At 71.2% G+C, this 11,827-nt stretch carries 12 protein-coding genes; 10 read left to right on the top strand and 2 right to left on the bottom strand.

The genetic code is table 11. The features are described 5' to 3' along the window. Positions 1-47: 47 nt before the first annotated feature. From ACX80K_RS06500 to paaZ, 4 genes are read left to right on the top strand one after another with little or no spacing between them, the layout of a single operon-like run. Complete coding sequence (locus tag ACX80K_RS06500) at positions 48-1,256, top strand: thiolase family protein (RefSeq protein ID WP_459271051.1); 1,209 nt, start codon at positions 48-50, stop codon at positions 1,254-1,256. Continuing rightward, complete coding sequence (locus ACX80K_RS06505; protein WP_459271052.1) at positions 1,256-2,002, top strand: enoyl-CoA hydratase/isomerase family protein; 747 nt, start codon at positions 1,256-1,258, stop codon at positions 2,000-2,002. Before ACX80K_RS06500 ends, ACX80K_RS06505 begins: the two co-directional genes overlap by 1 nt. Continuing rightward, complete coding sequence (locus ACX80K_RS06510; protein ID WP_459271053.1) at positions 1,999-2,979, top strand: 3-hydroxyacyl-CoA dehydrogenase family protein; 981 nt, start codon at positions 1,999-2,001, stop codon at positions 2,977-2,979. The genes ACX80K_RS06505 and ACX80K_RS06510 overlap by 4 nt, the downstream gene beginning before the upstream one ends. A 43-nt stretch (positions 2,980-3,022) precedes the next feature. Further along, on the top strand, positions 3,023-5,110 hold the full coding sequence (gene paaZ, locus ACX80K_RS06515) for a phenylacetic acid degradation bifunctional protein PaaZ (RefSeq protein WP_459271054.1): 2,088 nt from the start codon (positions 3,023-3,025) through the stop codon (positions 5,108-5,110). Positions 5,111-5,286: 176 nt separating this feature from the next. Here the strand turns inward: paaZ and ACX80K_RS06520 are convergent, their stop codons facing one another. Together ACX80K_RS06520 and ACX80K_RS06525 are read right to left on the bottom strand one after the other, a co-directional pair. Further along, positions 5,287-6,147: a type IV toxin-antitoxin system AbiEi family antitoxin domain-containing protein gene (locus tag ACX80K_RS06520; protein WP_459271055.1), complete on the bottom strand. Its 861-nt coding sequence runs from the start codon at positions 6,145-6,147 to the stop codon at positions 5,287-5,289. A 207-nt stretch (positions 6,148-6,354) separates the two neighbouring features. Further along, the gene (locus ACX80K_RS06525; RefSeq protein WP_459271056.1) at positions 6,355-6,966 is read right to left on the bottom strand and encodes a TetR family transcriptional regulator; all 612 of its coding nucleotides are present in this window, start codon (positions 6,964-6,966) and stop codon (positions 6,355-6,357) included. A 120-nt stretch (positions 6,967-7,086) separates the two neighbouring features. Here ACX80K_RS06525 and paaA point away from each other — a divergent pair, with 120 nt between their 5' ends. From paaA to ACX80K_RS06555, 6 genes are read left to right on the top strand one after another with little or no spacing between them, the layout of a single operon-like run. After that, entirely contained in the window at positions 7,087-8,073 is a 987-nt protein-coding gene (gene paaA / locus ACX80K_RS06530) for a 1,2-phenylacetyl-CoA epoxidase subunit PaaA (protein ID WP_459271057.1), read from the top strand. Next, positions 8,074-8,421, top strand: coding sequence for a 1,2-phenylacetyl-CoA epoxidase subunit PaaB (gene paaB / locus ACX80K_RS06535; RefSeq protein WP_459271058.1), 348 nt, complete (start codon positions 8,074-8,076; stop codon positions 8,419-8,421). Further along, positions 8,418-9,242 (top strand): 1,2-phenylacetyl-CoA epoxidase subunit PaaC, encoded by an 825-nt coding sequence (paaC, locus tag ACX80K_RS06540; protein WP_459271059.1) that lies wholly within the window; start codon positions 8,418-8,420, stop codon positions 9,240-9,242. The genes paaB and paaC overlap by 4 nt, the downstream gene beginning before the upstream one ends. Then, positions 9,242-9,748, top strand: a complete 507-nt coding sequence (gene paaD, locus ACX80K_RS06545; protein ID WP_459271380.1) for a 1,2-phenylacetyl-CoA epoxidase subunit PaaD — start codon at positions 9,242-9,244, stop codon at positions 9,746-9,748. The genes paaC and paaD overlap by 1 nt, the downstream gene beginning before the upstream one ends. Further along, positions 9,748-10,878 (top strand): 1,2-phenylacetyl-CoA epoxidase subunit PaaE, encoded by a 1,131-nt coding sequence (gene paaE / locus ACX80K_RS06550; protein ID WP_459271060.1) that lies wholly within the window; start codon positions 9,748-9,750, stop codon positions 10,876-10,878. The genes paaD and paaE overlap by 1 nt, the downstream gene beginning before the upstream one ends. Positions 10,879-10,937: 59 nt before the next feature. Then, the gene (locus ACX80K_RS06555; RefSeq protein WP_459271381.1) at positions 10,938-11,717 is read left to right on the top strand and encodes an enoyl-CoA hydratase/isomerase family protein; all 780 of its coding nucleotides are present in this window, start codon (positions 10,938-10,940) and stop codon (positions 11,715-11,717) included. The last annotated feature ends 110 nt before the right edge of the window (positions 11,718-11,827 follow it).

Below are 11,827 nucleotides of genomic sequence, written 5' to 3' on the forward strand. Positions count from 1 at the left end.
ATTGGCCCGGGCAATGCCCAGGACCTGAGACGACGAGGGAGACGATCATGGCCGAGGCTTTCCTGGTGGGCGGTGTCCGCACACCGGTGGGCCGGTACGGCGGAGCGCTGTCGGGCGTGCGGCCGGACGACCTCGCGGCGCTCGTGCTCGACGCCGTCGTCCAGCGGGCGGGCGTCGACCCGGCGACCGTCGACGAGGTGATCCTCGGCAACGCGAACGGAGCCGGTGAGGAGAACCGGAACGTCGCACGCCTCGCCGCACTGCTCGCAGGCTTCCCAGACAGCGTCCCCGGTATCACCGTCAACCGGCTGTGCGCCTCCGGACTCTCCGCCATCATCATGGCCTCGCACATGGTGAAGGCGGGCGCCGCCGACCTCGTCGTCGCCGGCGGGGTCGAGTCCATGAGCCGTGCGCCCTGGGTCATGGAGAAGCCGGACCGGGCCTTCGCCAAGCCGGGAGCCGTGCTCGACACGTCGATCGGCTGGCGCTTCACCAATCCGAAGCTCGCCGCTCGCGATAAGGCGACCTACTCCATGCCCGAGACGGCCGAGGAGCTCGCCGCACTCGACCGCATCACGCGCGACGACGCCGACGCCTTCGCGCTCCGCTCCCACCGTCGCGCGCTCGAGGCCATCGAGGCCGGCCGTTTCGCCGACGAGATCGTGCCAGTGCAGGTCAACCGCGGCAGGACGTCGTCGTCCGTGGACACCGACGAGGGCCCCCGCGCCGACACCACCCTCGACGTCCTCGCGGGACTCCGCCCCGTCGTCCGGCCGGACGGGATCGTCACGGCCGGCAACTCGAGTTCGCTCAACGACGGCGCGTCCGCCGTGATCGTCGCCTCCGAGGCCGCGATCGCACGGTACGGCCTGACCCCGCGCGCCCGCATCCTCGACGGCGCTTCGGCGGGCGTCCCGCCGGAGATCATGGGCATCGGCCCCGTCCCCGCCACGCACAAGGTCCTCGAGCGCACGGGCCTGACCGTCGCGGACCTCGGCGCCGTCGAACTGAACGAGGCCTTCGCCACCCAGGCGCTCGCCTGCATCCGGCGGCTGGGGCTCGACGACGGGATCGTGAACCGCGACGGCGGCGCGATCGCCCTCGGCCATCCGCTGGGCTCGTCGGGAGCGCGCATCGCCGTGACGCTGCTCGGGCGGATGGAGCGTGAGCTCTCCGGCCCGTCCCGTCGCCTCGGGCTCGCGACCATGTGCGTCGGAGTCGGTCAGGGCACGGCGATGCTGCTCGAGGCCGTCTGATGGCGTCCGCCCTGAGGCTCACCGAGGGCGCCGGCTCGGATGTCCTCGTCGTCGAGCTGCACCGTCCCGAGGTCCGTAATGCGATCGACCGGCAGATGGTCGACGAGCTGCACGCCGTCTGCGCCGACCTCGAGCAGGCGCCCCGCACCCTGATCCTCGCCGGGTCCGGTGGCGTCTTCGCCTCCGGAGCCGACATCGCCGAACTCCGTGAGCGGCGGCGCGACGACGCCCTCGCGGGCATCAACTCGACGCTCTTCGCGCGCATCGCCCGGCTGCCCATGCCCGTCATCGCGGCCCTCGACGGCTACGCGCTCGGCGGTGGCGCGGAACTCGCGTTCGCCGCAGACTTCCGCCTCGGCACGCCCCGGCTGAAGATCGGCAACCCGGAGACGGGCCTCGGCATCCTCCCGGCGGCCGGGGCCACCTGGCGGCTGAAGGAACTGGTGGGGGAGCCGCTCGCGAAGGAGATCCTGCTCGCCGGCCGCATCCTCACCGCGGAGGAGGCCCTGGCCGCCCGGCTCATCACTGCGATCCACGCGCCGGAGGACCTGCTGCAGGCGGCCCACGACCTCGCCGACCGCGTCGCCCGGCAGGACCCCCTCGCCGTGCGGATCACCAAGAGCGTGTTCCATGCACCGCGCGAGGCGCACCCGGTGATCGACCAGCTGGCGCAGGCCGTGCTCTTCGAGTCGGACGCCAAGTTCGACCGCATGCAGCAGTTCCTGGACCGGAAGAAGGACTCATGAGCGCGTTCCCCCGCAGCGAGGGCGCCGAGCGCACAGGTCCGGTGCGCACGGTCTCCGAGCACTCCGAACGCAAGCGCGTCGTCCCCGAGCCCTCCGTGCCCGCGCCCTCCGTGCCCGCGCGCGTAGGCGTCCTCGGCGGCGGCCGGATGGGTGCGGGCATCGCGCACGCGTTCTGCCTGGCCGGGTCCGACGTCGTCGTGGTGGAACGCGACGGCGACGCGGCGGACGCGGGCCTCGGCCGCGTCACGCAGGCCCTTACGCGCAGCGTGGAGCGCGGCACGACGGCGGAACCGCTGGCGGACCTGGCCCGCCGCGTCTCGGTGTCCACGGACCACGCGTCGTTCGCCTCCTGCGGGCTCGTCGTCGAGGCCGTGCCCGAGGACCTCGGGCTCAAGCGGCAGGCACTGCGGGCGGTCGAGGACGTGCTCGCCGGTGACGCGTGGCTCGCGACGAACACCTCCTCCCTCTCGGTCGACGCGCTCGCCGAGGTTCTGCAGCGCCCCGACCGGTTCTGCGGACTCCACTTCTTCAATCCGGTACCGGCGTCGACCCTGATCGAGGTGGTCCTCGGAGCCCGGACGTCCGCGGTCCTGGAGGCGGCCGCGCGGTCCTGGGTCGGCGTACTCGGCAAGACGCCCGTCGTCGTGCAGGACACCCCCGGATTCGCGAGCTCCAGACTCGGCGTGGCCATCGCGCTGGAGGCCATGAGGATGTTCGAGGAGGGCGTCGCGAGCGCGGAGGACATCGACGCGGCGATGGTCCTCGGCTACAGGCACCCCGTAGGGCCGCTGCGCACCACGGACATCGTGGGCCTCGACGTCCGCCTCGGCATCGCGGAGTACCTCGCCTCGACCCTGGGCCCACGGTTCACCCCACCGGCGATCCTGCGCGAGAAGGTGGCCCGCGGCGATCTCGGCCGCAAGAGCGGGCGTGGCTTCTTCGCGTGGGACGACGCCCCGCCGTCGTCCGCTCCCTGACCCCGATACTCATCCCAGCAGCACCAGTGAAAGGCGAGCGGACATGACCACCGCCCCCGAACGAGTACAGATCGACGTCGTCCCCAGCTTCATCGAGGATGCCTGGTGGACGCCGGAGCGGACCGCCGCGGACGGTGACGGGACGGTGGTGCGTGATGCCAGTACCGGCGAGGAGCTCGCCGTCGTCAGCACGGCCGGCATCGACACCGCAGCAGCCGTCCGGTTCGCGCGCACCACGGGCCAGACGGAACTCGGACGCTTCACGTTCCACGAGCGCGCCCTGAAGCTCAAGGAGCTCGCGCAGTACCTGAATGCGCACCGCGAACCCCTGTACGAGCTGTCCGCGAAGACCGGCGCCACGAAGGTCGACTCCATGGTGGACATCGACGGCGGTATCGGCGTGCTCTTCACGTTCGGGTCGAAGGGGCGCCGGGAGCTGCCGAACTCCCACGTGATCGTCGACGGCCCGCCCGAGGTGCTCTCCAAGGACGGCTCCTTCCTCGGCACGCACATCCACACGCGCATCCCCGGCGTCGCCGTGCAGATCAACGCCTTCAACTTCCCGGCGTGGGGCATGCTCGAGAAACTCGCCCCCGCGTTCCTCGCCGGCGTACCGACGATCGTGAAGCCCGCGACGCCCACCGGCTTCCTGACCGCCGCCGTCGTGAAGCTCATCGTCGGCTCCGCGATCCTGCCGACGGGTTCGCTGCAGCTCATCTCCGGCCCGGCCCGCGACGTCCTCGACCACCTCGACTACCGGGACCTCGTGTCCTTCACGGGCTCCGCGTCCACCGCGAACCACCTGAAGTCCCACCCGGCGGTGGCGCGCGGCGGGGTGCGCTTCACCTGCGAGACGGACTCCCTCAACGCCGCCATCCTCGGCCCGGACGCCGTCCCCGGCACCCCGGAGTTCGATGCCTTCGTGAAGTCGCTGGTCACGGAGATGACGGTCAAGGCCGGCCAGAAGTGCACGAGCATCCGCCGGTCCATCGTGCCGGACGCCCTCGTCGACGACGTCGTCCGTGCCGCCGGCGAGCGGATCAACTCGCGGGTCACGCTCGGTGACCCGCGAGCGGAGGGCGTCACGATGGGCGCGCTCGCGTCGCTCGCGCAGCTCGAGGGTGTGCAGGACGCCGTGCGGGAGCTGATCGCCGGCGGCGCATCCGTCGCCTTCGGGTCGCTGGAGGCGCCCGACGTCGTCCTCGCCGACAACACCTCCGGCAAGGCGCCGGAGGGTGCCTTCATGGAGCCCGTGCTGCTCACCTGGAAGGACGTCGAGGCGGGAGCCCTGCACTCGGTGGAGGCCTTCGGCCCGGTCGCGTCCGTCATCGGCTACGACGACCTCCCACACGCCGTCCGCCTCGCTGCCCTCGGTTCGGGTTCCCTGGTCGCCACGGTCTGCACGAACGACCCGGCGGTGGCCCAGGCACTCGTGCTCGGCATCGCGGCGCACCACGGCCGCGTCCTGATCCTCAACCGCGAGGACGCACGGACCTCCACGGGGCACGGCTCACCCGTCCCGCACCTCGTGCACGGCGGGCCCGGGCGTGCGGGCGGCGGCGAGGAACTCGGCGGCATGCGCTCGGTGCTGCACCACATGCAGCGCACGGCGGTGCAGGGCTCCCCGAACATGCTCACGAGCATCACGGGGGAGTGGCACACGGGCGCGGACCGGCGGTTCGACGACGTCCACCCCTTCCGCAAGGACCTCGCCACGCTGCGCATCGGCGATGCCGTCCGCTCGGACCTGCGGCAGGTGACCCTGGAGGACATCAGTGCGTTCGCCGAGACCACGGGGGACACCTTCTACGCGCACACGAACGAGGAGGCCGCAGCGGCGAACCCCTTCTTCCCGGGCATCGTGGCGCACGGTTACCTCCTGCTCTCCTGGGGTGCGGGCCTGTTCGTCGATCCGGAGCCGGGACCCGTGCTCGCGAACTACGGCCTCGAGAACCTGCGCTTCCTCACGCCGGTCGCCGCGGGCGATTCGATCCGCGTGACGCTGACGGCCAAGCGGATCACGCCGCGGGAGACGGACGAGTACGGCGAGGTGGCCTGGGACGCCGTCCTGCACAACCAGGACGACGAGATCGTGGCGACGTACGACGTCCTGACCCTCGTGGAGAAGTAGGGCCGGCTGCGGGGTGAGCGCGGCCGCACTCCGGGGCGTCCGCGGTCCGGCTCCGGGGCGCGGGGGTCTCGGGTGGGATCTCCCACGGGTGGAGGTCACTCGGTGGGGATGGTCGAACATTCCCATCGGGTCCGGGAGCCCGGCGGGATTCCACCCCGCAGCCCCTGGAGGAGGAGTCAGCGGGTGACATGCCGGAGCCCTCGGTCACCGTTCCGTGCGGATGACCTCATCGGTGTGGCCCGCGCGGCGACGGCGGCCCGGACGAGCACGATGAACTGCTCCGGATCACGGACCAGCAGGTCATGCGTGACGCGGAGGATCGGGATGCCACGCGTGGTGAGCAGGTTCCAGCGCCGGCGGTCCTCCTCGAACTCGCGGCGATCGCTGTGGTACGGCCGCCCGTCCGCCTCGATCCCGAGGACCCCGTCGACGAACAGGTCGATCCGACCTACCCCGGGGACGTGTACCTGCGAGGCGACGTGGAACCCCGCCTGGACCAGGTGGTACCGGGCGACGGTCTCGAGGATGGATTCGGCGCGGGCATCGAGCAGCTTCAGGACGGTTCGCAGTGATCCCGATCTCTGTCCTAGCGTGTGCTCCCGGAGGTCCGCGAGCCGGACGCGGCGGAGCACGACGGCGGATTCGACGATGCAGAGGGCGTCCAGTTTCGGGAGGCACCGGCAGCACTGCACGCACACGGCCACCGTCGACAGGGGCAGGGGCGCGCGATGGACGCGCATCCCGTCCCCCGCGATGGGCCGACCGTGATCGGCACTGACATGCAGGAGGCGCGGTTCGCGCAGGACCCACAGGCCGAGTCGCTGCACGGCGCTGATGCAGGCCAGGTCCGTTCCCGCACGGAGGGCGGCGAGCAGGCCGGCGTCCCGCTCCGGCAACGCGTAGATCCCGCGTGCAACCCTGGCGACGCGTCCCTGCTCGAGGGCCCGGGCGAGCATCGTGGAGCTGGCCCCCGCCTCCACGATGCTGCGTGCTCGTGCTGCCCCGCCCAGCCCTGCCAGTATCTCGACGACGTCCATGGCGGGAGCCTGACGCACCCCGGACCGTGAGGAACCGTCGGCGGCCCGTATGTGGACGGGCACCGATCCCAGCGACCTGGGCTGCTGAGTGGGAATGTTCGAACATTCCCATCGGGTCGGGACGGGAAGTGGGATCGAAACGCCGCGAGCAGGAGCTCGGGGCCGAAGGGCGGCGAGGGCGACGCCGCAAGCGCCCCCGCGCAGCGGTTACCGCCGGTGGAGCCCGTCGAACACCATGACGATGACGTCGTCGGCCAGCTTCTCGGCCGTCAGGGGGCCGCCCGGCCGGTACCACTCGACGATCGAGTTGATGGTGCCGAAGATCAGGCGCGTGGTGGTGCGGGGGTCGATGTCGCTGCGGATGGACCCCTCGTGGCGTGCCGCATCCACGAGTGCTGCCACCTCGCGGTCGAAGGTGCGACGGCGTTCCAGCGCCTCGCGCTCGATCTCGGTGTTGCCGCGCAGCCGCAGCAGGAGCGTCACGAAGGGGAGCCGTTCCGTCAGGACGGCGATCGTCCCGCGCAGGACGAACTCCAGGCGCGTGTCGGCGGCGCCGGCAGCAGCCTCGGGCGCAGAGAGCACCGCCTCGAGGCCGCCGAGCGCGTGGTCCAGGGCCAGCCGCAGCAGGTCGCCCTTGGACGGGACGTGGTGGTAGATCGCCGACTTGCTGAGGCCGAGCTCCCCGGCCAGCATCCCCATCGACGTCGCCTCGTAGCCGTGGCGGTTGAAGGCGGTGACCGCGACGGCCAGGACCGACTGCTGGTCGTACCCCGGACGCCCGCGGCGGGTGGGGGGCGGCGTGGGCCCGGCGACAGTCATGCTGTCATTTTTGCACGACCGTTCGGTCGGTTCGCCGTTGACCCTCCCGGGACACGCTCCCTATACTGAACGAACGGTCGGTAAATAAAACCGGCAGCCCAGACGAGCGAGGCAGGCACCATGACGACGACAGCGACGAACCCGGCGGGCCGCGTGGACGACGACGCCGCCGGCGAGAGGCTCTTCGACGAGCTCATCGCCCAGGACTCCCGCATCGAGCCCCGCGACTGGATGCCGGCGGACTACCGCAAGTCGCTGACGCGCCAGATTTCCCAGCACGCCCACTCCGAGATCATCGGCATGCAGCCCGAGGCCAACTGGATCACCCGGGCACCGTCCCTCAAGCGCAAGGCCGTCCTCATGGCCAAGGTGCAGGACGAGGCGGGGCACGGCCTCTACCTGTACTCGGCCGCCGAGACCCTCGGCACGCCGCGCGACCAGATGACCGAGGACCTGATCGCGGGCAAGGCCCGGTACTCGAGCATCTTCAACTACCCCGTGGTGACGTGGGCGGACATCGGGGCGATCGGATGGCTCGTCGACGGAGCGGCGATCTGCAACCAGGTCCCGCTCTGCCGGGCGTCCTACGGACCCTACGGGCGGGCGATGGTCCGCATCTGCAAGGAGGAGTCGTTCCACCAGCGCCAGGGCTTCGAGATCCTGCTCGAACTCGCCAACGGCACTCCCGAGCAGCGTGCCATGGCGCAGGACGCCGTCGACCGCTGGTACGCGCCGTCGCTCATGATGTTCGGGCCGCCGGACGACGAGTCCCCGAACTCGCAGAAGTCGATGGAGTGGAAGATCAAGCGCTTCTCCAACGACGAACTGCGCTCGCGCTTCGTGGGCATGATGGTCGAGCAGATCAAGGTCCTCGGGCTCGAACTGCCCGACAAGGAGGTCCGCTACGACGAGGAGTCCGGGCGCTGGGAGCACGGCCCCCTCGACTGGAACGAGTTCAGGGAAGTCCTCGCCGGCCGGGGCCCGTGCAACGCCCAGCGGATGGAACGGCGCCGGGAGGCCCACGAAGAGGGTGCCTGGGTCCGGGAAGCCGCGGCGGCGTACGCCGCGAAGCAGGCCGCGAAGCGCACGACGGCGGAGGCGGCCTAGATGACCGGCGGATCGACGACAGGCGACGACGGCGCGACGGCACCGTCGCCCGGCCTGCAGGAAGCACGTGCAGCGTGGCCGCTCTGGGAGGTCTTCGTGCGGTCCTCGCGCGGACTGTCCCACGTCCACGCGGGGTCGCTGCATGCGCCCGACGCCGAGATGGCCGTCCGGAACGCGCGTGATCTCTACACGCGGCGCAACGAGGGCGTAAGCCTCTGGGTGGTCCCGGCGGCGTCCATCATCACCAGCGACCCCGATGCGAAGGATGCGTTCTTCGAGTCGCCGCGGGGCAAGGACTACCGGCACGCGACGTACTACACGAAGAGCGAGGGAGTGAAGCACCTGTGAGCGAGGCGAATGCCAGTGCCACCCGCATCACCCCGGGCCATGCGCTGCGGCCCGAGGACATCGCGCTCCTGGAGACCCGGCCGGGCGACGCCGTCGCGCAGTACGCGCTGTGCCTGGGCGACGACGCCCTGATCCTCGCGCAGCGTCTCGGCTGGTGGATCTCCCGTGCGCCGGAGCTCGAGGAGGATGTCGCCCTCGCGAACATCGCCCTCGACCAGATCGGCCATGCCCGGTCCTTCCTCACCTACGCAGGACGTGGCTGGGACAGGACCGAGGACGACCTCGCCTACTTCCGGCGTGAGCCCGAGTTCCGTTCCGTCCACCTCGTCGAGCAGCCGAACGGCGACTTCGCGCGGACGATCGCCCGGCAGCTCATCGTCTCCCTGTACCAGTGGGAGCTGTACTCGCGGCTCGTCGGGTCGACCGACCCGACGCTCGCCGCGATCGCCGCGAAGGCCGTCAAGGAGGTCGACTACCATCGCGACCACAGCATCCAGTGGGTGCTCCGCCTCGCGCTCGGCACCGACGAGTCGCGCCGCCGCATGATCGCCGGCCTGAAGCTCACCTGGCCCTACGTCGACGAACTGTTCGCCGACTACCCGCTCATCGACGGACTCGGCGACGCCGGCGTCCGCCCGAGCTCGCTCCGCGCACCGTTCGACGCGGCTCTCCGGGACGTCCTCGACGAGGCCGGACTCGAGCTGCCGGCAGTGCCCGGAGCCGTCGGCGGCGGACGGCTCGGCCGCCACAGCGAACACCTCGGCTATGTCCTCGCCGAGATGCAGGTTCTCGCCCGTGAGCATCCGGGGGCGTCGTGGTGATGGTCGCCGAGCTGCGCCCCGCAGCGGGGACCGATGCCGCGGTCTGGGACATCGCGGCCACCGTCTGCGACCCGGAGATCCCCGTCCTCACCATCGAGGATCTCGGCATCCTCCGCGACGCCCGCGTCACGGAGTCCGGGCAGGTCCGGGTGACGATCACGCCCACCTACTCGGGATGTCCCGCGATGGACGCCATCCGCGACGACGTCACGGCGGCGCTCCACACCGCAGGGTACGACGACGTCGCCGTCCGCCTCACGCTGTCGCCGGCCTGGACCACCGACTGGCTCAGCGACGACGGCAAAGCCAAGCTGGCGGAGTACGGTATCGCCCCGCCCACGGGCAAGGCTGCCACCGGCCCGGTGCGCCTCGGGCTGAGCGTCAAGTGTCCCCAGTGCTCCTCGCTGGACACGCGCGAGATGACGCGCTTCGGATCCACCTCCTGCAAGGCGCTCTACGTCTGCACCTCCTGCAGGGAACCCTTCGACTACTTCAAGGTGCACTGATGGCCGTCGTCCTCGCCCCCTCGACCAAACGGCGCAGCGCCTTCCACAGCCTCACCGTCCGCGGCGTCCGCCGCCTGACGGAGGACGCCGTCGAGGTCACGCTGGAGGTGCCCGCCGACCTGCAGGACAGGTACGACTACCTCCCCGGGCAGTACGTCGCCCTGCGCACCACCCTGGACATCGACGGCGAGCCCAGGGAGGTGCGGCGCAGCTACTCGATCTGCGCCGATCCGCGCCCCGGCGAGCTGCGGGTCGCCGTCAAGCGCGACCTCGGCGGTGTCTTCTCCACCTGGGCCAACGAGTCCCTGAAGGCCGGCGACGCCCTCGACGTCATGAGCCCGCTCGGGCAGTTCACCCCGCGCACGACGCCGGGACAGCAGGCCGTCTCGTTCGTCGCCGTCGCTGCCGGGTCGGGTATCACGCCGGTGATGTCGATCGCCCGTTCCATGCTCGCGGGCGGCCCCAACGTCCGTTTCGACCTCGTCTACGCCAACCGGGCCGCGATGGACGTCATGTTCCTCGAGGAGCTCGCGGACCTCAAGGACCGCTACCCCTCCCGCTTCGCGGTCCACCACGTCCTGTCCCGCGAACAGCGCATCTCGCCGTTGCTCTCGGGCCGGATCGACGCCGAGAAGCTCGAGCAGCTGCTCGGCACGGTCATCGCGACCGACCGCGTGGACGAATGGTTCCTCTGCGGCCCCTTCGAGCTGGTCCAGCTGTGCCGGGACTTCCTGGCCGCACGGGGCGTGCCGGCGGACTCGGTGCGCTTCGAGCTGTTCACCACCGGCGAGCCCGCCCGCCCCGAAGGGAACATCGGACGGCCCGTGACACCGGATGCCGCCGGCGACAACTACACCATCTCCTTCAACCTCGACGGCCTCCAGGGGTCGGTGCAGAGCCCGACACATGCCCGCGAGTCGATCCTCAACGCCGCGCTCCGGGTGCGCCCCGACGTGCCGTTCGCCTGTGCCGGGGGAGTGTGCGGCACCTGCCGGGCGAAGCTCGTCCAGGGGACCGTCGCCATGGAGGAGAACTACGCCCTGGAACCCGACGAGGTCGCCGCCGGCTACGTCCTGACCTGTCAGGCCCACCCGACCAGCGACGCCGTCGCGGTCGACTACGACGCCTAGGAGCGCACATGCCCGCACAACCGACGTCGTCGCCGGCAAGCAGGGATTCCGCTGCCGGCATGGTCAGGCTGACGATCGCGGACGGCATCGCGGAGGTGGTCCTCGATGCGCCGTACCGGCTCAACGCCGTGGACGAGCAGGCGCTCGCCGACCTCGTTGCCGCCTACAACGCCGCCGCCTCCGGCGTCCGGGAGGGCGCGGTCCGTGCCCTCGTGCTGCGCGGGGAGGGTCGGGCGTTCTGTGCCGGCCGGAACCTCGCCTCCATCGAACCCGGGTCCGACGACGCCTACGGTTTCCTCGACGCGACGCTGACACCGCTGCTGCGGACCATGGCTGACTTCCCGGCCCCCACCTTCGCTGCCGCGCAGGGTGCGTGCCTCGGCGTCGGGCTGGGCCTGCTCCTCGCAACGGACGTCGTCTACGTCGCGGAGGACGCGAAGATCGGCTCGCCCTTCGCCAATCTGGGGCTCGTCCTCGACTCGGGCGGACACTGGCTGTTCACCGAGCGGCTCGGCCCGCACCGTGCGCTCGACCTCATGTACACGGGGGACCTGATGAGCGGGGCCGAGGCCGTCACGGCAGGACTGTTCAGCCGTGCCGTGCCTGCCGCCGGACTGGTCGACTTCACGCGGTCGAAGGCCGCCCGCGCGGCGAGCGGTCCGCTCCAGGCACTCGTCGCCTCGAAGCAGCTCGTCGGCAGGATCCGCGACGAACGCCTCGGACTGTGGGACGCGATCCGCGGGGAGAACGACGTCCAGGGAGTGCTCGGCGCTTCGGGCGACTACCGTGAGGGCCTCGAGGCGTTTCGGGAGAAGCGGGCACCGCGTTTCGGGACCTGACCGTCCGCACCATGGCGGCCGATCGAGCCGCCAGGGTCCTGCCCTCGGGAGGCACGTCGGAATCGTGCCTCCGGGCTGCCGAAGGCGTGCCCGATCAGCGTCCGGGCACG

Source organism: Arthrobacter sorbitolis (genome assembly GCF_054510995.1).